The sequence below is a fragment of the Pseudomonas asiatica genome (assembly GCF_040214835.1).
Lineage (GTDB): Bacteria > Pseudomonadota > Gammaproteobacteria > Pseudomonadales > Pseudomonadaceae > Aquipseudomonas > Aquipseudomonas putida_Z.
This window is the reverse complement of the sequence record NZ_CP157874.1, coordinates 2,720,431-2,742,860: the sequence shown is the minus strand read 5'-3', so window position 1 is coordinate 2,742,860 and position 22,430 is coordinate 2,720,431. Positions and strand designations below refer to the sequence as shown.

Annotated in this window: 19 protein-coding genes; 15 read left to right on the top strand and 4 right to left on the bottom strand. The window is 64.3% G+C overall.

Annotation, left to right across the window (positions count from 1 at the left end):
* Positions 1-221: 221 nt before the first annotated feature.
* From ABNP31_RS12335 to ABNP31_RS12320, 4 genes are all read left to right on the top strand, one after another.
* Entirely contained in the window at positions 222-896 is a 675-nt protein-coding gene (locus tag ABNP31_RS12335; RefSeq protein ID WP_350013357.1) for a helix-turn-helix transcriptional regulator, read from the top strand.
* On the top strand, positions 893-1,810 hold the full coding sequence (locus tag ABNP31_RS12330; RefSeq protein ID WP_350013356.1) for a pyridoxal-phosphate dependent enzyme: 918 nt from the start codon (positions 893-895) through the stop codon (positions 1,808-1,810). The genes ABNP31_RS12335 and ABNP31_RS12330 overlap by 4 nt, the downstream gene beginning before the upstream one ends.
* A 368-nt stretch (positions 1,811-2,178) precedes the next feature.
* Positions 2,179-3,276: a carboxynorspermidine decarboxylase gene (gene nspC / locus ABNP31_RS12325; RefSeq protein ID WP_013972889.1), complete on the top strand. Its 1,098-nt coding sequence runs from the start codon at positions 2,179-2,181 to the stop codon at positions 3,274-3,276.
* Between the two features lie 31 nt (positions 3,277-3,307).
* Positions 3,308-4,552 carry a saccharopine dehydrogenase family protein gene (locus tag ABNP31_RS12320; RefSeq protein WP_003248123.1) on the top strand — a complete coding sequence of 415 codons (1,245 nt, stop codon included), beginning with the start codon at positions 3,308-3,310 and terminating at the stop codon, positions 4,550-4,552.
* 143 nt (positions 4,553-4,695) lie between these two features.
* On the opposite strand, the gene ABNP31_RS12315 is transcribed toward ABNP31_RS12320, so the two are convergent.
* Together ABNP31_RS12315 and ABNP31_RS12310 are read right to left on the bottom strand one after the other, a co-directional pair.
* On the bottom strand, positions 4,696-5,742 hold the full coding sequence (locus ABNP31_RS12315) for a class I SAM-dependent methyltransferase (RefSeq protein WP_075045114.1): 1,047 nt from the start codon (positions 5,740-5,742) through the stop codon (positions 4,696-4,698).
* 120 nt (positions 5,743-5,862) lie between these two features.
* A complete protein-coding gene (locus ABNP31_RS12310) occupies positions 5,863-6,726 on the bottom strand; it encodes a type 1 glutamine amidotransferase domain-containing protein (protein ID WP_350013355.1) in 864 nt (287 codons plus the stop codon).
* A 118-nt stretch (positions 6,727-6,844) separates the two neighbouring features.
* On the opposite strand from ABNP31_RS12310, the gene ABNP31_RS12305 reads away from it, so the two are divergent.
* The 11 genes from ABNP31_RS12305 to ABNP31_RS12255 all read left to right on the top strand — a co-directional run bounded on the left by ABNP31_RS12305 (position 6,845) and on the right by ABNP31_RS12255 (position 19,661).
* Positions 6,845-7,780 carry a LysR family transcriptional regulator gene (locus tag ABNP31_RS12305; RefSeq protein ID WP_350013418.1) on the top strand — a complete coding sequence of 312 codons (936 nt, stop codon included), beginning with the start codon at positions 6,845-6,847 and terminating at the stop codon, positions 7,778-7,780.
* Positions 7,781-7,828: 48 nt separating this feature from the next.
* On the top strand, positions 7,829-9,166 hold the full coding sequence (locus ABNP31_RS12300) for a UDP-glucose dehydrogenase family protein (protein WP_085663659.1): 1,338 nt from the start codon (positions 7,829-7,831) through the stop codon (positions 9,164-9,166).
* A complete protein-coding gene (locus tag ABNP31_RS12295; RefSeq protein WP_350013354.1) occupies positions 9,154-10,128 on the top strand; it encodes an NAD-dependent epimerase/dehydratase family protein in 975 nt (324 codons plus the stop codon). Before ABNP31_RS12300 ends, ABNP31_RS12295 begins: the two co-directional genes overlap by 13 nt.
* Before the next feature lie 34 nt (positions 10,129-10,162).
* Entirely contained in the window at positions 10,163-10,906 is a 744-nt protein-coding gene (locus ABNP31_RS12290) for a glycosyltransferase family 2 protein (protein WP_075045110.1), read from the top strand.
* Positions 10,903-11,175, top strand: coding sequence for a lipid-A-disaccharide synthase N-terminal domain-containing protein (locus ABNP31_RS12285; RefSeq protein ID WP_025338958.1), 273 nt, complete (start codon positions 10,903-10,905; stop codon positions 11,173-11,175). Before ABNP31_RS12290 ends, ABNP31_RS12285 begins: the two co-directional genes overlap by 4 nt.
* A 3-nt stretch (positions 11,176-11,178) precedes the next feature.
* Positions 11,179-12,699 carry an ArnT family glycosyltransferase gene (locus tag ABNP31_RS12280; protein WP_350013353.1) on the top strand — a complete coding sequence of 507 codons (1,521 nt, stop codon included), beginning with the start codon at positions 11,179-11,181 and terminating at the stop codon, positions 12,697-12,699.
* A gap of 193 nt (positions 12,700-12,892) precedes the next feature.
* The gene (locus ABNP31_RS12275) at positions 12,893-14,113 is read left to right on the top strand and encodes a putative DNA modification/repair radical SAM protein (RefSeq protein ID WP_075045108.1); all 1,221 of its coding nucleotides are present in this window, start codon (positions 12,893-12,895) and stop codon (positions 14,111-14,113) included.
* Complete coding sequence (locus ABNP31_RS12270) at positions 14,104-14,946, top strand: TIGR03915 family putative DNA repair protein (RefSeq protein WP_025338955.1); 843 nt, start codon at positions 14,104-14,106, stop codon at positions 14,944-14,946. The genes ABNP31_RS12275 and ABNP31_RS12270 overlap by 10 nt, the downstream gene beginning before the upstream one ends.
* Before the next feature lie 203 nt (positions 14,947-15,149).
* Positions 15,150-17,216, top strand: coding sequence for a maltose alpha-D-glucosyltransferase (treS, locus tag ABNP31_RS12265; protein WP_085663662.1), 2,067 nt, complete (start codon positions 15,150-15,152; stop codon positions 17,214-17,216).
* A gap of 1,106 nt (positions 17,217-18,322) precedes the next feature.
* Positions 18,323-18,949, top strand: coding sequence for a riboflavin synthase subunit alpha (locus tag ABNP31_RS12260; RefSeq protein ID WP_075045104.1), 627 nt, complete (start codon positions 18,323-18,325; stop codon positions 18,947-18,949).
* 10 nt (positions 18,950-18,959) lie between these two features.
* Complete coding sequence (locus ABNP31_RS12255) at positions 18,960-19,661, top strand: YoaK family protein (protein ID WP_286101814.1); 702 nt, start codon at positions 18,960-18,962, stop codon at positions 19,659-19,661.
* Here the strand turns inward: ABNP31_RS12255 and proP are convergent, their stop codons facing one another.
* Together proP and hemB are read right to left on the bottom strand one after the other, a co-directional pair.
* Positions 19,662-21,164 (bottom strand): glycine betaine/L-proline transporter ProP, encoded by a 1,503-nt coding sequence (gene proP / locus ABNP31_RS12250; protein ID WP_075045102.1) that lies wholly within the window; start codon positions 21,162-21,164, stop codon positions 19,662-19,664.
* 159 nt (positions 21,165-21,323) lie between these two features.
* Positions 21,324-22,298 (bottom strand): porphobilinogen synthase, encoded by a 975-nt coding sequence (gene hemB, locus ABNP31_RS12245; RefSeq protein WP_085663666.1) that lies wholly within the window; start codon positions 22,296-22,298, stop codon positions 21,324-21,326.
* Positions 22,299-22,430: the final 132 nt, after the last annotated feature.

Genomic DNA, 22,430 nt, shown 5'->3' with positions numbered 1-22,430 from the left:
TCTACCTCGATCCATGCGCAATTCCTGTAGGAGCGGCCTTGTGTCGCGATAGGGCTGCGAAGCAGCCCCAACAATCTGTGCATGTACGCTGAAATCCTGGGGCTGCTTCGCAGCCCTATCGCGACACAAGGCCGCTCCTACAGGGCTGTGCAGTCCACAATAGATCGTAAAATTCAACTTTATGTGTAAAAATACACAAAACGTTGATTTTGCGATCTGCCATGCCTATCACCCCAAGCGAAGAACGCCAGCTCACCCTCACCGTCCTCAAGGCCGCCATCCAGGCCCTGGGTAGCGTTGCCGCGCGCAACATGGAAATCCTCCTGCACGACCTCGATCACCCGGAACACTCCGTGGTGGCGATCGTCAACGGCCATCTTTCCGGCCGCAGCATCGGTAGCCCGATCCTCGCCGCCCCTGAACAGGACCTGGGTTTCAAGGCACTGATGCAGGCCTCGGCCGATCAGCACGGCTGTGAGCCGGTGGTGCTGCCCGATTACCCCACCACGCTGAAGGGCCGCACGCTGCGCAGCGCCACGGCCATCTTCCGTGACAGCAACGGCCACCCCTTCGCCAGCCTTTGCGTCAACACCGACGTCACCGGCCTGGATGCCGCCATGAACTTTCTCCAGCAGTTCCAACCGCTGGGGGCCACACCTGCCGTCAATGAACCCGCCGACATGGAACTGTTGATGAGCGAGATAATCCAGGCATCCCTGCAGCGCAGCGGCCAGGGGCGGATGAACAAGCAGGCCAAGGTCGAGGCCGTGCGAGTGATGCAGGAGCGTGGCCTGTTCATCGTCAAGGGCGGCGTGGAAAAGGCCGCCAGCGCCCTGGGTGTGACCCGCTACACCGTTTACAACTACCTCGAGCAACTGCGCGGAGCCAGCCAATGACCTTGCATGTTCATACCCCCCTGATCGAATCCCGCCCGCTGTCACTGGCCGCGGGCAGCAACGTCTGGCTCAAGCTCGATGCCCTGCAGCCCTGCGGCTCGTTCAAGCTGCGAGGCGTGGGCCACGCCTGTGAGGTGCACCATGCCCGTGGCGCGCGGCATTTCGTGTCTTCCTCGGGCGGCAACGCCGGCCTGGCAGTGGCCTATGCCGGGCGCAAGCTGGGCGTGCCGGTGACCGTGGTAGTGCCCGAGACCACCACCGAGCGGGCCAAGGACCTGCTGCGCCTGGAGGGCGCCAAGTTGGAGGTGCATGGCAGCTCCTGGCAGGAGGCCAACGCCCTGGCGCAAACCTTGGTCGGCCCGGATGACGCCTTCATTCACCCATTCGACGACCCGCTGCTGTGGGCCGGGCATGCCAGCCTGGTGGATGAAGTCGCCGAGGCCGGCGTGAAACCGGATGCCGTGGTGTTGTCGGTAGGCGGCGGTGGTTTGCTCAGTGGTGTGGTCGAGGGGCTACAGCGCAACGGCTGGGGCGATGTGCCGGTCCTGGCGGTTGAAACCGAGGGCGCGGCATCGCTGCATGCGGCCATGCAGGCGGGGCATTCGGTGGAGCTGGAGCGTATTGCCTCGGTGGCGACCTCGCTGGGGGCCAAGCGTGTGGCTGACCAGGCGCTGGTGTGCGTGAAGGAGCATCCGGTGCACAGCCACCTGGTCACTGACCGCGCGGCGCTGGAGGCGTGCGAGCGGTTCCTGCTGGACCATCGCGTGCTGGTGGAGCCTGCATGTGGGGCTGCTTTGGCGTTGGCCTATGCACCGGGCGCCCTGGCGCAGTACCAGAATGTGCTGGTGGTGGTTTGTGGCGGGGCAACCGCCACGCTGGAGCAGATCCAGGCGTGGTTGCAGCAGGTTGATTGAGGTTGCCTGTACCGGCCTCTTCGCGGGTAAACCCGCTCCCACAGATTGGACTGCACAGGATTGAGGTAGCAACAGGACTGTGCAAGGTTTGAAGCAAGCGCAGTCCCTGTGGGAGCGGGTTCACCCGCGAACACGGGCGTAGCCCGTGCCATCCAGCACAGAACGTTGCTCATCGGATTCTCCTTGCGGCACCCGGTTGCTGATTACGATAGTCACATGCCGCTGTTCTACTGAGCCCGCCGCAACCGGAAAAATCCTCTCGCAACAGCGTCAACCACGACGAAATGCGTAACCCACCCTTTCGGTCTGCGGCAAGTGAAGGCACAATGCGTGTCCTTTTTTTGGCCGGCCTGGCCGGGGGCCTTTAAATGATCAAGACGCCGTACTACCTCATCGATAAAACCAAGCTGCTGGGCAACATGGAGAAGATCGCCTACGTGCGCGAACACTCCGGTGCCAAGGCGCTGCTCGCCCTCAAGTGCTTTGCCACCTGGTCGGTCTTCGACCTGATGCAACAGTACATGGACGGCACCACCTCTTCGTCGCTGTACGAGCTCAAGCTCGGCCGCCAGAAGTTCGCCGGCGAAACCCACGCCTACAGCGTGGCCTGGGCCGACGACGAGGTCGAGGAAATGCTCGAGAACTGCGACAAGATCATCTTCAACTCGATCGGCCAGTTGCAGCGCTTCGCCGAACAGTCCGAAGGCAAGGTCCGTGGTCTGCGCGTCAACCCGCAGGTCAGCAGCTCCGACTACCTGCTGGCAGACCCTGCCCGCCCGTTCAGCCGCCTGGGCGAATGGGACCCGGCCAAGGTCGAACAGGTGATCGAGCAGATCTCCGGCTTCATGTTCCACAACAACTGCGAGAACGGCGACTTCGGCCTGTTCGACAAGATGCTCACGCACATCGAGGAGCGCTTCGGTCACCTGCTGCACAAGGTCGAGTGGGTAAGCCTCGGTGGCGGCATCCACTTCACCGGTGAAGACTACGCGCTGGACGCCTTCTGCGCGCGCCTGAAAGCCTTCTCGGAAAAATACGGCGTTCAGGTGTACCTGGAGCCGGGCGAAGCCGCCATCACCAACAGCGCCTCGCTGGAAGTGACCGTGCTCGACACCCTGTACAACGGCAAGCACCTGGCCGTGGTCGACAGCTCGATCGAAGCGCACATGCTCGACCTGCTGATTTACCGCCTCAACGCCAAGATGGCCCCCAACGACGGCGCGCACACCTACATGGTCTGCGGCAAGTCGTGCCTGGCCGGTGACATCTTCGGCGAATACCAATTCGATCGTCCGCTGGCCATCGGTGATCGCCTGTCGTTCGTCGACGCGGCGGGTTACACCATGGTCAAGAAAAACTGGTTCAACGGTCTGAAAATGCCATCCATCGTGGTCAAGCAACTCGACGGCAGCGTCGAAGTGGTGCGCGAGTTCGGTTTCGAAGACTACGTTTCCAGCCTGTCGTAAGACCGGCTTTCAGTAAGGAGCAAGGGATAAATTGAAGAAGAACGTTCTTATCATTGGTGCAGGAGGTGTCGCCAAGGTGGTGGCCCACAAGTGCGCGCAGCATAACGACGAACTGGGTCGTATCGCCATCGCGTCACGGAACATCTCCAAATGCCAGGCCATCATCGACAGCGTCAAGGCCAAGGGTAGCCTCAAGGTACCCGCCGACATCCAGGCCTTCTCGCTCAATGCCCTCGATGTCGAGGCAACCAAGGCGCTGATCCGCGAGACCGAATCGCAGATCGTGATCAACGTTGGTTCCGCCTTCCTCAACATGTCGGTGCTGCGTGCCTGCATCGATACCGGTGTCGCCTATCTGGACACCGCCATCCACGAAGAGCCGGGCAAGATCTGCGAGACCCCGCCGTGGTACGGCAACTACGAGTGGAAACACCTCGAAGAGTGCCAGGCAAAGAACATTACCGCCATTCTCGGCGTCGGTTTCGACCCGGGTGTGGTGAACAGCTACGCCAAGCTGGCGCAGCAACAGTATTTCGACAGCATTGACTCGATCGACATCCTCGACGTCAATGCCGGTTCGCATGGCAAGTACTTCGCCACCAACTTCGACCCGGAAATCAACTTCCGCGAGTTTACCGGGCAAGTGTGGAGCTGGCAGAACAGCCAGTGGACCAGCAACACCATGTTCGAGGTCAAGCGTACCGACGACCTGCCGGTGGTAGGTTCGCAGAACCTGTACCTGACCGGCCACGATGAAGTTCACTCGATTTCGAAGAACCTCAACGTGCCGAACGTGCGTTTCTGGATGAGCTTCGGCGAGCACTACATCAACGTGTTCACCGTGCTGAAGAACCTGGGCCTGCTCTCCGAGCAACCGGTGAAAACCGCCGAAGGCCTGGAAGTGGTACCACTGAAAGTGGTCAAGGCCGTGCTGCCGGACCCAGCCTCGCTGGCCCCGGGCTACACCGGCAAGACCTGCATCGGTGACCTGGTCAAGGGCACCAAGGATGGCCAGCCGCGCGAAGTGTTCATCTACAACGTGGCCGACCACGAAGAAGCCTACGCCGAGACCGACAGCCAGGGTATTTCCTACACCGCTGGTGTACCGCCAGTGGCTGCCGCCCTGCTGGTCGCCCGTGGCGAGTGGGATGCCAAGCGCATGGTCAACGTCGAGGAGCTGCCAGCAGAGCCGTTCCTCAAGGCGCTGGACGTGATGGGCCTGCCGACCCGCGTCAAGGATGAAAAAGGCGATCGTCCCTGGGACGCTGAAGCCTAAGCAGCAAGACAGAGGGGGCGCCATCAAGGCGCCCCTTCTGCTTTTGCAGGCCCGGCCTCTTCGCGGGTAAACCCGCTCCTACAGACCTGTGAAATACCTGTAGGAGCGGGTTCACCCGCGAAGAGGCCGGCACAGGCTGACCTCTACTTCCGAGCCTCCAGGATCAGGTTGAACGGCGTCTGCGTCGCCCGCCGGAACCGGCCGAACCCCGCCTCCTCGAACACCGCCCGCAACCGCGCTTCCCCCGCCTGCGCACCCAGCCCCAACCCCACCTCCTGCGACAACGAATTGGGCGTGCAGATAAACGTCGACGCCGCATAGAACAAGCGCCCGACCGGTGTCAGGTTGCCCTCCAGCGAATCCTCGGCATAAGGCTCCACCAGCATCACCGTGCCGTCGGCCTTCAACGCACGGTAGGCATGCTTAGCAGCCCCCACCGGGTCGCCCATGTCGTGCAGGCAATCGAAGAAGCACACCAGGTCATGGTCATGCCCCGGGTAGTCCTTGGCGCTGGCCTGCTGGAAGCTCACCCGCCCCGCCAACCCCGCCTCGCGCGCACGCTCGTTGGCGGTGGCGATGGAAGGCCCGTGGTAGTCGTAGCCGACGAAGGTGGATGCCGGGAACGCCTGGGCCATGACCAGCGTGGAAGCGCCATGCCCACAGCCCACATCCGCCACCTTGGCGCCCGCTTGCAGCTTGGCCACCACGCCCTCCAGCGCCGGTAGCCATTCGGCCACCAGGAAGGTGCGGTAACCCGGCCGGAAGAACCGTTCGGTGCCGCTGAACATGCAGGGGTGATGGTCGCCCCAGGCCAGCCCGCCGTCGCCGCGCATGGCCGCGACCAGCTTGTCCTTGTCGTGGAACAGCGCGGCCACCACCGCCGCACCACCGGCCATGTAGGCCGGGGAATCCTCCAGCGCCAGGGCCATGGCCTGCTCTTCAGGCAACACGAAACGGCCCTTGTCATGCACCATGTAGCCCGAGGCAGCCTGGGCGCTGAGCCATTCGCGCACCAGCCGCGGGTGGCAGCCGGTCTTTTCCGCCAGCGCCTCGGGGGTGGTCGGCTGGCTGTCGGCCATGGCCCGATACAACCCCAACTCATCGCCAAGAATCACGTTGGCCAAGGTCGCCGCCGCGCCCATGTCGCCCACCAGCTTGCCCATGAAGTCGTGAAGCCTTGCCTCGTCCATGACCTGCCCTCCTCTGCAAAGAAGGCCATCGCCAGCGAGGGACATCCGCTCCGGGGAGGCGGTGGTCGGTTGAATGGTATGGGCCTGCCGAGCGTTGCCCGATGCAGGCCACTTGTAAGTCTAGATGCCCTGATCAGCGGCCTTTGCCTGCCCTGCCAACTTTTCCAGCAGTACCTTGGCCAGCACCTTGTCCGAGAACGGGTTCTGCCCGGTGATCAGTTCGCGGTCCACCACCACATTGGGTTGCCAGGCCTTGGCGTAGCCCATGTCGCCCCCTGCCATTGCCATGGCGTTGGCCGGGTAGAACAACAGCCGCTGGTCCTTGAGCGAAGCTTCGAACACCTGCTCCTCCGGGTCGGAGAAAATGGTCATCTTGTAACCTTTGTACAGCCAGTCGGTGGCTGCCGGCTTTTCACCACGCGCCAGCGCCGACTGATAGCTCGCCGGGTCCTGCTGGGCCGAGAGCAAGGCGATGGGGCCGTGGCAGATGGCGGCTGTGGGCTTGCCGGCCTGGTGGAAATGCCGCAGCAAGGCGCCCACGTCCGGGTTGTTGGCCAGGTCGATCAACGGCGCATGGCCGCCGGGGATGAACAGCCCGGCATAGCGGCCCAGGTCACCTGCCAGTACCTCTTTTACTGACAGGGTATCGTCAATGCCCGGCAGGCCTTGCACGACTTTCTCGATTCGGCGCATCTCCACCGCATCACCGGCAAAGTAGCGTGGGTCGATCGAACGCTGGTCGACGCTCGGGGCATTACCTTCGGGGGTTACCAGCACCAGCTTGTAGCCAGCCTTGAGCAATTGGTCGGCAGGCACGCCGAACTCGTTGAGGTAGTAGCCAGTGGCGTAGCGCTTGCCGTCCTGCAGGGGCAGCTGGTTCTCGCTGGACAACAGCACCAGCACCTCTCCCTTGGGCGCAGCGTGGGCGCCGGCGGCAAGCAGGGTGCTGGCAACAGCCAGGGCAAGCCGGGACATCTTGGTCATGCAACAATCTCCTGATCAGGCAAAAAGAGCCGTCCGCTCATACCGGCGGGATGCGTTCATGCTAATGGCAAGGCTATGATTCGATAATTCGAAAGCTCTCATGTCTGCGATCCAGAAAATGAATATCTCCAGCAAGGACCTCAACCTGCTGTACCTGTTCCATGTGCTGTATCAGGAACGCAACGCCACCCTCGCCGCCCAGCGCATGGCGCTGAGCCAGCCCGCCCTCAGCCACAAGCTCAACAAGCTGCGCCATCAGTTTGGCGACCCGCTGTTCGTCCGCGCGCCCAGGGGCCTGACCCCGACGCCACGCGCCCACGAACTGGCGCCCGAGGTAGAACGCCTGGTAGTGGGCCTGGAAGGCTTCTATGAACGCTGCGAAGGGCAGGACTTCCTTGCCCGCCCTGCCCGCCTGCACCTGTACAGCACCGATTATGTAGAACAGACGCTGTTGCCCAGGCTGCTGCCGATCCTGCGCAGCCAGGCGCCGAACCTGACGCTGGTCACCCACAACACCCGTGGCCAGCTCCCTCGCGAAGAGCTGGAGAAAGGCACCTGTGACCTGGCCGTTGCCGGGTTCTATACCGACCTCCCGGAAACCTTCCACCAACAGCGCCTGCTCACCGAACACTTCGTTGTGCTGGCCTCGCGCAGTCATCCAGCCGCGGACCAAGGCCTGGACCTCGATAGTTTCCTCGCCAGCGACCACCTGCTCACCACCCTGACCGGCGACCTCGATGGCCTGGTCGACCGCGCCTTGCGCAGCCAGGGCATGCAACGACGGGTCGTGGCTGGCCTGTCGAGCTTCGTGGCCCCCACGCGCCTGCTGCGCGGCACCGACCTGCTGCTCACCTGCCTGAGCTCGCTGGCCATCGAAGCCACCGAGCGTGATGACGACCTGCGCATGTACCCGCTGCCGCTGCCATTGCCCGCAATCGAGGTGATGCAGATATGGCATGAACGCACCCACGCCGACCCCTTGCGGCGCTGGTTCCGCCAGCAGCTGTGGAACGTCGCCCAAGAGGCAGCGGCCTGCGCAAGTAACAATATCTAAACAACGTTGTGACATTTTTTTTCAGCTTTCTCGCCAAGGAGCTGTCAAATGAAGGTCACGGTTTTCGGTACCGGCTATGTCGGCCTCACCCAGGCAGTGTGCCTGGCCCAGGTGGGGCACTCGGTGTTGTGCATGGATGTCGACGCCGAGCGGGTCGCCAGCCTCAATGCAGGCCATTGCCCGATCTTCGAGCCCGGCCTTGCGCCGATGCTGGAGAAGAACCTGGCCTGCGGCCGCCTGCGTTTCACCACCGACGCCAGCGAAGCGGCCAACTATGCCAGGTTGCAGTTCATTGCCGTCGGCACCCCGCCCCAGGCCGATGGCAGCGCCGACCTGAAGCACGTGTTCGCCGTGGTCGACAGCATCCTCGAACATGCCGACGGCCCCAAGCTGATCGTCAACAAATCCACCGCGCCGGTCGGCACGGTGCACCGCATCAAGGCGCGCATCGCCCAGGCCGTGGCCGATACCAGCCGCTTCCACGTCGTCAGCAACCCCGAGTTCCTCAAGGAAGGCTCGGCAGTCGATGACTGCATGCGCCCGGAGCGCATCATCATCGGTGGCGCGGAACCCGCCGAGGTAGAGCTGCTGCGCGAGCTGTACCTGCCGTTCAGCCGCAACCGCGAAAAGCTCATGGTCATGGATGCGCGCAGCGCCGAGCTGACCAAGTACGCGGCCAACTGCATGCTGGCGACCAAGATCTCGTTCATCAACGAAATCGCCAACCTGGCCGAGCACCTGGGCGCCGACATCGAAATGGTGCGCCGTGGCATCGGCTCGGACCCGCGCATCGGCTACGACTTCATCTATGCCGGCTGCGGTTTTGGCGGCTCGTGCTTCCCCAAGGACCTGCAAGCCCTGCGCCGCAGCGCCGAGGCCGAAGGCTTCGAGCCGCAGCTGCTGCGTGCGGTGGAATCGGTCAACGAGCAGCAAAAGGGCCGGCTGTTCAGCAAGATCCAGCGCCACTACCCACGCGGCCTGCGGGGCAAGGTCTTCGCCTTGTGGGGGCTGTCGTTCAAGCCCAATACCAATGATATCCGCGAGGCCTCCAGCCGGGTCCTGCTGGAAGCGCTGTGGGCCGCCGGCGCGCGGGTGCAGGCCCATGACCCGCAGGCCATGGAAGAAATCCAGCGGCACTATGGCCCGCGCGCCGACCTGCAACTGGTGCCGTGCAAGGACGATGCTCTGCACGGCGCCGATGCCCTGGTGATCGTCACCGAATGGCAGGATTACCGTGTGCTCAACCTGGACAAGGTGCCGCAACAGCTGGCCGACCGGGTGGTGTTCGACGGGCGCAACCTGTTCGAACCCGAACACATGGCCGCCGCCGGCCTGACTTACTACGGCATCGGCCGTGGCCAGGTGCAGCCAGCATGCCCGTACTGATTACCGGCGTGGCCGGCTTCATCGGCTACCACGTTGCGCGGCGCCTGTGCGAAGCAGGCATCGAGGTGGTCGGCATCGACAACCTCAACGCCTACTACAGCGTCCAGCTGAAGCTGGCGCGCCTGCAGCAGTTGTTCGGCTTTGCCAATTTCCGCTTCCACACCCTCGACATCGCCCACCCGAGCGAACTGCAACAGCTGTTCGCCGGCCAGGCGTTCAGTGAAGTGATCCACCTGGCAGCCCAGGCCGGGGTGCGCTATTCGCTGGACAACCCCGGCGCCTATGGCCAGGCCAACCTGGTCGGCTTTCTCAACATCCTCGAGGCCTGCCGCCAGCAGCCAACCCGCCACCTGATCTACGCCTCCAGCAGTTCGGTGTACGGTGCCAACGCCAAGCTGCCGTTCAGCGTCGACGACCCGGTCGAGCAACCGCTGTCGCTGTATGCCGCCAGCAAGCGCGCCAATGAACTGATGGCGCACAGCTACGCACACCTGTACCAGCTGCCGACCACCGGCCTGCGCTTCTTTACCGTATACGGCCCCTGGGGCCGCCCCGACATGGCGCCGTTCAAGTTCACCCGCGCCATGCTCGAGGGCCGGCCGATCGAGGTCTACAACAACGGCCTGATGGGGCGCGACTTCACCTACATCGACGACATCGTCGAGAGCATTGTGCGCCTGCGCCTGAAGCCGCCACTGCCGGCCGAGGGGCAACCGCCCTGCCAGCTGTTCAACATTGGCCGAGGTCAGCCGGTACGGCTGCTGCACTTCGTCGAATGCCTGGAGCATGCCTTGGGCATCAAGGCCCGACGCGACTACCTGCCGCTGCAAGCAGGTGATGTGCTGGAAACCTGGGCCGACGTCGGCTCGCTGGCACGCTGGATCGACTACACCCCCGGCACATCGCTGGAACACGGCGTCAACGCCTTCGTTGGCTGGTACCGGGATTTCTACCGGGTCTGAGCCGCGCAATCACAACAAGATCACAGGTAGCCTCATGACAGATCCACTTGACCTCTCGGTGCTCATTCCCGCCAGGAACGAGGTCGACAACCTGCCGTCACTCTTGATGGAAATACGCATCGCACTGGCGGCCGAAGACCATGAAGTACTGGTGGTCGATGACGGCAGCAGCGACCGCACCCTGAGCGTACTGCTGCAACTGAAAAGCCAGGGCTACACGCAACTGCGCATCCTCCGTCACGAGCGCTCGCTGGGCCAGAGCACCTCGCTGTGGCATGCCGCCCAGGCGGCGCGCGGGCGCTGGCTGGCGACCCTGGACGGGGACGGCCAGAACGACCCCGCGGACATCCCCGGCATGCTGGCCCTGGTGCGCGCCAACCAGGACCTGGCCGGCGGCGTCAAGCTGGTGGCCGGGCACCGGGTCAACCGCCGCGACAGCGCCAGCAAACGCTGGGCGTCGCGGCTTGCCAACGGCCTGCGCAGCCGCTTGCTCAAGGACGCCACGCCAGACACCGGCTGCGGGCTGAAGCTGATCGAACGCGCGGCCTTCCTGCGCCTGCCCTACTTCGACCACATGCACCGCTTCATCCCGGCGCTGATCCTGCGCCACAACGGCCGCATGCTGGTTCACCCGGTCAACCACCGGCCACGTCAGGCCGGGGTGTCCAAGTACGGCAACCTGGACCGCGCCCTGGTCGGCATCCTCGACCTGTTCGGGGTCTGGTGGCTGATCCGTCGCACCCGCCTGGACACGCGCCCCCAGGAGTTCGAAGGATGACCCGCGAAACCCTGTGGCTGGTCATCGGTTTCGCCGGCCAGGCCGTATTTACCGGGCGCTTCGTGTTGCAGTGGCTGTACAGCGAGTTCAAGCGCCGCAGCGTGATCCCGGTGGGCTTCTGGTACCTGAGCATGCTCGGCAGCGCGCTGCTGCTGACCTACGCCATCTATCGCCAGGACCCGGTGTTCATCATCGGCCAGAGCTTCGGCTTCCTGGTCTACCTGCGCAACCTGCAGCTGATCGCCCGCCACCAGGAACAGAAGGAATAGCCCTTGCCAAGGTTCAACACGCTCGGGGCCGAACGCCTGGCCCTGATTGCCCTCGCGGTGTTGCTGGTGGGCGCGGGTATCGGCTGGCGCCAGCCGATGAATGTGGATGAAGAACGCTTTCTCGGCGTCGCCCTGGAAATGCTGCAGAGCGGCAACTGGTTCATCCCCCACCGGGCGGCGGAAATCTACGGCGACAAGCCGCCGCTGTTCATGTGGACCGTGGCCCTGTTCAGCCACCTCACCGGCTCGCCCAAGGTTGCCCTGTACCTGCCAGGGTTGCTGTCGGCGGCGACCATTACCTGGGTGCTGCATGACCTGGGGCGGCGCCTGTGGAACCGGCGCATCGGCGTGATCGCCGCCTTGTTGTTCCTGGCCACCTACCAGAGCTACAGCATCCTGCGCACCGGGCAGATCGACAGCTTCCTGTGCCTGTGGGTGGCACTGGGTTTCTACGGCATGCTGCGCCACTTGCTGCTCGGGCCGGCCTGGGGCTGGTTCTACCTGGCCTGCGCGGCGATGGGCCTGGGCATTATCAGCAAGGGCGTGGGCTTTGTCCCGGCGCTGCTATTGCTGCCCTATGCCTGGGCGGTGCGCCACCGCTGGCACGGGGTGGTGGCCATGCCCGGCCAGGGTTGGCGCTGGAGCCTGGGGCTGGCGTGGCTGCTGGCCGGTTGCGCGGTGTGGCTGCTGCCACTGCTGGTTTCGATCGCCCATGGCGGTGGCGCGGCGGAGCTGGCCTATTTGAAGGAAATCCTGCTGCGCCAGACCGCCAGCCGCTATGCCAATGCCTGGGACCATCGCGAACCGTTCTGGTACTTCTTCGTCAAGGTCATCCCCAAATACTGGCTGCCACTGGTGCTGGCCCTGCCCTGGCTGGTACCGGCCTGGCGCCGGCAGCTGCAAAAACGCGACGCGCGCTTTCTGCTGCTGCTCGGCTGGGTGGTGCTGGTGCTGTTGTTTTTCAGCCTCAGCAGCGGCAAGCGCAAGCTGTACATCTTCCCGGCGCTGCCGGGTCTGGTGCTGGCCATCGCGCCACTGCTGCCGTGGCTGCTCAAGCGCTGGCTGCAGCGCCGGCCGGCCTGGCGCAAGGCGTTCACTGCCGTGGCCCTGGCATGGTTCGCGCTGTGGTTCGCGCGCGGCTTCGTCGAGCCGCTGAAGGAAGGCCGCAACCCGCATGAGACATTGATGAGTGAAGCCGCGCGGGCCACCGGCGGCGCCGAGTTGGTGCTGGTCAACTGGCGCGAGGGGCATTGGCTGTTTGCCCGACAACCCATCGTGCACTTCGGTTTCACCGGCCAGTCCAGGGCGGACACGGCCGCTTACTGGCTGCGCCACAACCCCACGGCCTTCACCCTGGTACCGGCTTCGGAGCTGGGCCGCTGCTTCAGTGCCGACAAGGCACGCAGGCTGGGCGAGACCTCGCGCGCAGAGTGGTATGTGGTCGGTGCCGATGCCGATAACGGCCAGTGCCAGGCCACGGCCCCCAGCCACGTCTACCACTTCGCCTGGACGGGCTCGCCTTAGTGCCTGCCAACGTTTCTGCAGGACTTCGCGGGCACGCTTGCTCCCAAAGGTTTGGCGCCGAACTCAGGCTACGCGCTAACCCTGTGGGAGCGGGCTGCCCGCCAAGGTAGTCGGGCATGGCCGGCGCACAATCGCTTGCAATCCGTCACATCTCAAAATACTGTATGAATATTCAGTATCACAGGTCAGCCCCATGCAACTCATCGCCAAACTCGGCATCCTTGCCGATGCTGCCAAGTACGACGCATCCTGCGCCAGCAGCGGCGCGCCCAAGCGCAACTCGCGCGGGGCTGATGGCCTGGGTGCTACCAATGGCATGGGCATCTGTCACAGCTACACCCCCGACGGGCGCTGCGTCTCGCTGCTCAAGGTGCTACTGACCAACTTTTGCCTCTACGACTGCCAGTACTGCGTCAACCGCCGCTCCAGCAACGTGCCACGCGCGCGCTTCAGCCCTGAGGAAGTGGTCCGGCTGACCCTGGACTTCTACCGGCGCAACTGCATCAGCGGCCTGTTCCTCAGCTCCGGCATCATCCGGTCTGCTGACTACACCATGGAGCAGCTGATCCGCGTGGCGAAGCTGTTGCGCGAAGAGCACGACTTCCGTGGCTACATCCACCTCAAGACCATCCCCGATGCCGACCCGTTGCTGATCGAAGAGGCCGGGCGCCTGGCAGACCGGCTCAGCGTCAACATCGAGCTGCCGACCGACGCCAGCCTGAAACGCCTGGCACCGGAGAAACAGGCGCACACCATTCGCCAGGCCATGGGCGTGATCCACCAGGGCCAGCAAGCCGTGGCCCACGAACCCAAGGCGCCGCGCTTTACCCCGGCCGGGCAAAGCACCCAGGTGATCGTAGGGGCCGACAGCACCGATGACAGCACATTGCTGCGCAATGCCGAATCGCTGTACCAAGGCTATGGCCTCAAGCGCGTGTATTACTCCGCCTTCAGCCCCATCCCTGACAGCCCCGGCAGCGTCCCCCTGGCCGCACCACCGCTGCTGCGCGAGCACCGCCTGTACCAGGCTGACTTCCTGCTACGTGGCTATGGCTACAAGGCCGGCGAGCTGCTGGGCCAGAGCGGCAACCTGGCACTGGACATCGACCCCAAGCTGGCCTGGGCGCTGGCCAACCGCGAAGTGTTCCCGCTGGACGTGAACCGTGCCGAGCCGGCGCTACTGGCGCGCATCCCCGGCATCGGCCTGCGCAGCGTGCAGCGCCTGGTAGCCCTGCGACGCGAACGGCGCATTCGCTACGATGACCTGATCCAGCTGCGCTGCGTGCTGGACAAGGCGCGGCCGTTCATTGTCACCAGCGACTACCGCCCGGCCCAGGCCGAGCTGCGCAGCGGCCTGCTGAGGGCGCGCTTGCGTGAGCCGCAGGCGCCGGTGCAGATGGGCTTGTGGGGATGATCGCGCTCGACTGCGACGGCCTGTTCGCCACCTGGCGTGACCAGGCCCGGGTGTTGTTGGGGCATGGCATCGACCCGTCGGAGGTGACCTGGGCGCAAGGGCCGGTGGCTGATTTGCTGGCCGTACCGACAGCGCTGCCGGAAGGCTCCGGTCCTTTTCGCGCCAAGGTGCCAGCGGCGCTGCTGAGCCAGCTGGAACAGGCCGCCCGCTACCGTGGCGAGCACCGCTGGAACCTGCTTTACGAGGTACTTTGGCGGGTGGCCCATGGCGACCGCACTGCAATGCTGGCGGGTGACCGACTGGGCAGCGAGCTGCAAAGACGGATCAAGCAGGTCAATCGCGAAGCGCACCACCTGCATGCGTTTGTACGCTTCGTGCCACTACCCGAAGTATTGGCTGAACAGCTGCAACTCGACCTGGTGGCCTATCACGAGCCGGCGCATGACATTCTGGAAAGCGCCAGTGCACATTTCGCCGACCGCCTGGGGCGTTTGCGCTGGATGATTGCCACGGCGCACGACGGCATACGCTTCGACGGCCAGGCATTCGACTACCAGCGCCAGTGCCCCGAGCCCTGGCGCCAGTGGGCCCGCAACGCCGAAGACCCTGGCGCCGAATTGTGGCGCACCTACTATCGCCATACCTTCAACCCTGCCCGCCTCAACCCCGACGCCTTGCGCCTGCACATGCCCGGGCGGTTCTGGCGTCATTTACCGGAGGGCATGCTGATTCCGCAGCTCGAAGGCCTGGCTCGGCAAGGCAAGCAACGGGATGGCCAAGCCCTGGAAGTCGCCTCCCAGGCTGGCAAACAGATCAGCAAGCCCACACGGTAGTTGCGTATTCGCAAACCTTGATCAGTGGGGATTTCTTCGCGGGCATGCCCGCTCCCACAGGTATTGCACTGTTCTCAACGTGTGTGGAGACCGCTGTGGGAGCGGGCGCGCCCGCGAAGCAGCCAAACCATACTCAAGCCGAACGATCAGCCGCCACAGCCGTCATAACCTGAGCCGCTGCCGACACGCAAAGAGGACGCGAAATGACCCAACCCGACCCGTCATACGTCAAATGGCTCGAAGACCGCGCCATGCTCAGGGCCTCCCAGCAACGCACCCACCTGTACTCGGGCCAGTCGCGCCTGTGGCAGCAGCCCTACGCCGAAGCCCAGCCCCGCCGCGCCACTGAAATCGCTTCGGTCTGGCTGACCGTCTACCCCGACGCCATCATCGCCCCCGAAGGCTGTTCGGTGCTCGGTGCCCTGGCCCACGAAGCGCTGTGGAAGCGCTTGTCGGAGATCGGCATCCAGGGCCTGCACACCGGCCCCATCAAGCTGTCCGGCGGCATTCGTGGTCGTGAACTCACCCCCAGCGTGGACGGCAACTTCGACCGCATCAGTTTCGACATCGACCCGCTGTACGGCAGCGAGCAGGAGCTGATCCAGATGAGCCGCATGGCCGCCGCGCACAACGCCGTGACCATCGACGACCTGATCCCCTCGCACACGGGCAAGGGCGCCGACTTCCGCCTGGCCGAGCTGGCCCACGGCCCCTACCCGGGGCTGTACCACATGGTCGAAATCCGCGAAGAAGACTGGCCGCTGCTGCCCGAAGTGCCCGCCGGGCGCGACGCGGTCAACCTGCTGCCGGCCCAGTGCGACGAGCTCAAGGCCCGCCATTACATCGTCGGCCAGCTGCAACGGGTGATCTTCTTCGAACCAGGTGTTAAGGAAACCGACTGGAGCGCCACGCCGCCGGTGACCGGTGTGGATGGCAAGACCCGGCGCTGGGTGTACCTGCACTACTTCAAGGAAGGCCAGCCGTCGCTGAACTGGCTGGACCCGACCTTTGCCGCCCAGCAGATGATCATTGGCGATGCCCTGCACGCCCTGGACTGCCTGGGTGCACGCGGCCTGCGCCTGGATGCCAACGGCTTTCTCGGCGTGGAGACCCGCGCCAGCGGCACTGCCTGGTCGGAAAGCCACCCGCTTTCGATCGTCGGCAACCAGCTGATCGGTGGCATGATCCGCAAGGCCGGCGGTTTCAGCTTCCAGGAACTGAACCTGACCCTCGACGACATCGCGCAGATGTCCAGGGGCGGTGCCGACCTGTCCTACGATTTCATTACCCGGCCGGCCTACCAGCATGCGCTGCTGACCGGTGACACCGAATTCCTGCGCCTGATGCTCAAGGAGATGCATGCCTTCGGCATCGACCCGGCCTCGCTGATCCATGCCCTGCAGAACCATGACGAGCTGACCGTGGAGCTGGTGCATTTCTGGACCCTGCATGCCCATGACATGTACCTGTACAAAGGCCAGACCTTGCCCGGCGGCATCCTGCGCGAACACATCCGCGAAGAGATCTACGAACGGCTCTCGGGCGAGCATGCGCCTTACAACCTGCGCTTCGTCACCAATGGCATAGCCTGTACCACGGCCAGCCTGATCGCTGCCGCACTGGGCATCCGCGACCTCGGGCAGATCGGGGTTGCAGAAATCGAGCTGATCCAGAAGGTGCACCTGCTGCTGGTCATGTACAACGCCATGCAGCCGGGGGTGGTGGCGCTGTCCGGCTGGGACCTGGTGGGCGCCCTGCCCTTGCCCGCCGAAGCGGTCGCGCAGCGGATGCTGGATGGCGATACCCGCTGGATTCACCGCGGCGGCTACGACCTGGCCGGGCTGGAGCCGCAGGCCCAGACGTCGGTGCGTGGCATGCCCCGTGCCCGGGCGCTGTATGGCAGCCTGGACAGCCAGCTGGAAAATGGCGATTCGTTTGCCTGCAAGGTGAAGAAGCTGCTGGCGGTGCGCCAGGCCTATGGCATCGCCACCAGCCGCCAGGTGCTGGTACCTGAAGTCAGCAGCCCCGGCTTGCTGGTAATGGTGCATGAACTGCCGGCCGGGCGTGGCATCCAGATCACTGCGCTGAATTTTGGCCAGGAAGTGATTGCCGAGGAGCTGCAACTGACCGGGTTCACGCCGGGGCCGGTGGTCGACATGATCAATGAAACGGTCGAAGGGGATTTGACCGAGGATGGGCGCCTGATGGTGAACCTGGACCCGTATGAGGCGCTGTGCCTGCGGATCGTCAACAGCAGCGGCCATGTCTGAATTGTATTTGCCCCATTGCCTTCGCCGGTGAAGCTCAGAACGGTAGCCACGCGATACCTGTGGGAGCGGGTTCACCCGCGAACACCGGCGCAGCCGGTGCCATCCACCGCGTCGCCTGCTTCGCGGGCATGCCCGCTCCCACAGGGTGGACCCACCAGCTGAAGGAATGCGCCGTACCTGTGGGAGCGGGCGCGCCCGCGAACACCGGCCTGGCCGGTGCCATCCACCGCGCCGCCTGCTTCGCGGGCATGCCCGCTCCCACAGGGCCCCCGTCAGCCGAAGGAATGCACCATACCTGTGGGAGCGGGTTCACCCGCGAACACCGGCGTAGCCGGTGCCATCCACTGCACCGCCTGCTTCGCGGGTAAACCCGCTCCCACAGGGACCCCACCAGCTGAAGGAGTGCGCCGTACCTGTGGGAGCGGGCGCGCCCGCGAACACCGGCCTAGCCGGTGCCATCCACCGCGTCGCTTGCTTCGCGGGCATGCCCGCTCCCACAGGGTGGACCCACCAGCTGAAGGAATGCGCCGTACCTGTAGGAGCGGGTTCACCCGCGAACACCGGCGCAGCCGGTGCCATCCACCGCGTCGCTTGCTTCGCGGGCATGCCCGCTCCTACAGGGTCCCCGTCAGCCGAAGGAATGCACCATACCTGTGGGAGCGGGCGCGCCCGCGAACACCGACCTAGCCGGTGCCATCCACCGCGTCGCTTGCTTCGCGGGCATGCCCGCTGCCACAGGGTGGACCCACCAGCTGAAGGAATGCGCCGTACCTGTGGGAGCGGGTTCACCCGCGAACACCGGCGCAGCCGGTGCCATCCACCGCGTCGCCTGCTTCGCGGGTAAACCCGCTCCCACAGGGCCCCCACCAGCTGAAGGAATGCGCCGTACCTGTGGGAGCGGGCGCGCCCGCGAACACCGGCCTAGCCGGTGCCATCCACCGCGTCGCCTGCTTCGCGGGTGAACCCGCTCCCACAGGGTCACCTCCAGCTGACAGAGTGCACCGTACCTGTGGGTTTCAAGTGTCCAGACAAATGGCCGGCTTGCTTTTACCGCTCCACGGGCATAGCGTTCGGAAGTTTTCTTTTCCGTGCCCAGGAGCAACTCCATGTACACCGGCATCGTCCAGGCCGTCCGCCCTCTGCTTGATGTGACCACCTACCCGGGCCACAACCAGTTCACCATCGACCTCACCCCCGAACTGCTCGACGAGCTGAAGATCGGCGCCAGCGTCAGTGTCGAAGGCACCTGCCTGTCGGTCACCGAAATCCACGGCACCCAGGTCAGGTTCGACGCCATGACCGCCACCCTCGAGCGCACCAACCTGCGCAACTTCAAGGCCGGCCAGGGCGTCAACATCGAACGCTCGGCGAAGATGAACGCCGAAGTCGGCGGCCACCTGATGGCCGGCCACATCGCCACCACCGCCGAAATCGTCGAGCTGTCGATCAAGGAAACCGGCGCCTTCATCAAGTTCCGCATGCCACCGGAATGGGGCAAGTACGTGTTCCCGCGCGGCTTCATCGGGGTCAACGGCTGCAGCCTGACCGTAGCCGATGTCGAGGACAATGTGATCACCATCAACCTGATCCCGGAAACCCTGCGCCAGACCACCTTCCCCAGCTACAAGGCCGGCGAGCTGCTCAACATCGAAGTGGACCACCAGACAATGGTGCTGGTCGATGTAGTGGAGCGCACCATCAAGAGCACCCTGGCCCGCGAAATGCCCCGCTGAGTTCCCGAGGATGCTGCCCAACACCCTCCCCGCGCGCACAGCCAAGCGGCTACGCCTGCAGATGCTGCGTGGTCGCGTGGGCCTCGGCCTGGTCGCCGGCCTGTCCGTACTTGCCGGCATGACCGATGCCATCGGCCTGCTGGCGCTGGGCGACTTCGTGTCGTTCATGAGTGGCAACACCACGCGCCTGGCCGTCGCCATCAGCGATGCGGACCTGGCCCTGGTGCTGCGCCTGAGTGCTGCAGTGCTGGGCTTCGTCGTCGGCAACGCCCTGGGCGTGCTGCTGGCGCGCGCTTTCCGCCGTCGGGCGTGGCCGGTGCTGCTGGTAGTTGCCGCCCTGCTGGGCTTTGCAGCCGCATGGCCCTTGGCAGCCACCTTTCCAGCGCTGCTCGCTGCCACACTGGCCATGGGCATGATCAATGCCGTGGTCGAACAGGTGAACGGCCTGCCCATCGGCCTGACCTACGTCACCGGCGCCCTGTCACGCTTCGGTCGTGGGCTGGGGCGCTGGCTGCTGGGCGAGCGGCGCAATGGCTGGCGGGTGCAACTGGTGCCTTGGGCTGGCATGCTGCTGGGCGCCGCCCTGGGTGCCTGGCTGGAGCACCACCTGGGCCTGCAAGCGCTGGCCGGCAGCTGCTCGCTGGCCTGCGTGCTGGCCCTGGTGTCGCGGTTCATTCCACGGACCTGGCAGCGTGGCTACATGCCACACTGATCACTCGATGCGCGGGTGCTGCTGCACCAGCAACTTGCGCTTGGCCTCCAGTTCGGCAATCTGCGCATCGATGTCCTCGATCCTTTGCTCGATGTTGTCGTGGTGTTCCTGCAGCAGCTCACGCGCTTCCTCGATATCCGATGCTGCCGGTGCCGCGCCGCGCAGCGGCTTGTTGGCGGTTTCCTTCATGGTCAGGCCGGTGACCAGCCCCACGGCGGCGATCACCATCAGGTAATAGGCCGGCATGTACAGGTTGCCAGTACTTTCCACCAGCCAGGCGGCGATGGTCGGGGTGAGGCCGGCGATCAGCACCGAGATATTGAAGGCGCTGGCGAGGGCGCTGTAGCGGATGTGTGTGGGGAACATTGCTGGTAGCGTCGAGGCCATCACGCCGATGAAGAAGTTCAGCAGCACGGCAATGATCAGCAACCCGGCAAAAATCACCCCCAGCACGCCGCTGTTGATCAGCATGAATGCCGGGATGGCCAGCACCAACAGGCCGATACTGCCGACGATGATGAACGGTCGACGGCCGAACTTGTCGCTGAGCAGCCCGATCATCGGCTGCACGAACAGCATGCCGACCATGATCGCGATGATGATCAGCACGCCATGGTCTTCGCTGTAGTGCAGGTTGTGCGACAGGTAGCTGGGCATGTACGTGAGCAGCATGTAGTAGGTGACGTTGGTGGCAATCACCACGCCAATGCAGGTCACCAGACTGCGCCAGTGCTGGGTGGCCACTTCCCTGAACGACACCTTGGGCCCGGTCGCCAGGCCTTCGCGGTCGCCTTTCTCCAGCTTGTCGACGTGCTGCTGGAAGGCTGGCGTCTCCTCCAGCGCATGGCGCAGGTACAGGCCGATGATGCCCAGCGGCAAGGCGAGGAAGAACGGCAGGCGCCAACCCCACTCGAGGAACTTGTCCTCACCCAGCACCGTAGAGATCAACACCACCACACCGGCACCCAACACGAACCCGGCAATCGAGCCGAAGTCCAGCCAACTGCCGAGAAACCCCCGTTTTCGGTCTGGGGCATATTCGGCGACGAAGATCGACGCGCCGGTGTACTCGCCCCCCACCGAGAAGCCCTGGGCCATCTTGGCCAGCAGCAGCAGGATCGGCGCCCAGATGCCGATGCTGGCATAGGACGGTATCAGGCCGATGGCGAAGGTGCTGAGCGACATGATCACGATGGTCGCAGCGAGGATTTTCTGCCGCCCGAACCGGTCACCCAAGGCACCGAAGAACAGCCCGCCCAGAGGCCTGATCAGAAACGGCACCGAGAACGTGGCCAACGCCGCGATCATCTGCACGCTCGGGTCGGCATTGGGGAAGAAAACCTTGCCCAGGGCGTAGGCGACGAAGCCGTAGACGCCGAAGTCGAACCACTCCATGGCATTGCCCAGGGCTGCCGCGGTGATTGCCTTGCGCATCTTGGCGTCGTCGACAATGGTGATGTCCTTCAGGCCGATTGGCTGGAGGCTTTTCTTGCGAGGTTTCATGTCCGTATCCCTGTCGATGAATGCTCTAAGGGATGAGATACAACGGGACACTAAATAATTCAGCGCTTACGGTTTTTTTGTGCTTTTCCTCACCGGTTGCAGCACAGGCAAAGAAAAGCCGCTGCGATGGCAGCGGCTTGCATGGGCAACGGCTCGCGGTCAGATGCCTTCGCTGGCCAGGTCCATGGCGAAGTAGGTGAGGATCAGGTCGGCACCGGCACGCTTGATTGCGCCAATGCTTTCACGCACCACACGGCCTTCATCGATGGCGCCAGCCAGGCCGCCGAACTTGATCATCGCGTACTCGCCGCTCACCTGGTACGCCGCCAGCGGCAGGCGCGAGGCGGCACGGATATCGGCGATCACGTCGAGGTAGGCACCGGCCGGCTTGACCATCAGCACATCGGCCCCTTCCTGCTCGTCGAGCAACGACTCACGCACGGCTTCGCGGCGGTTCATCGGGTTCATCTGGTAGCTCTTGCGGTCGCCCTTCAGCGCGGTACCACCGGCTTCACGGAACGGGCCATACAGCGACGAGGCGAACTTGGTGGAATAGGCCATGATCGCCGTGTCGTGGAAGCCGGCACCATCCAGCGCGCTGCGGATGGCCTGGACCTGGCCGTCCATCGCCGCCGACGGGGCAATGAAGTCGGCACCGGCAGCAGCGGCGATGACCGCCTGCTTGCCCAGGTTGGCCAGGGTGGCGTCGTTGTCCACGCCGTGGTCGTGCAGCACGCCGCAGTGGCCGTGGCTGGTGTATTCGCAGAAGCAGGTGTCGGACATCACCACCATTTCCGGCACGGTGTCCTTGCAGATGCGCGACATGCGCGCGACCAGGCCGTTTTCGTTCCAGGTGTCGCTGCCGACGGCGTCCAGGTTGTGCGAAACGCCAAAGGTCATCACCGACTTGATACCGGCGCGGGCATAGCGCTCGATTTCCTGGGCCAGCAGCTTCTCGGGGATGCGGTTGACGCCCGGCATGCTGGTGATCGGCACGAAGTCATCGATGCCCTCTTCGACGAAGATCGGCAGGATCAGGTCTTCAAGGCGGAACTCGGTTTCCTGGAAGATCGTGCGCAGGGACTCGTTCTGGCGCAGGCGGCGTGGACGAACGGACGGGAATTGGTTGGACATGACAGCTCCAGGGAATTTGAACGGCGTATACCTTATGCCTGTCGCGCGCCAGTGAAAAGGCCAGATGACGAGATATTGTCTTGCGTCAAAGGCAATGGCTGCATTTTTACTGTGCCGGCCTCTTCGCGGGTA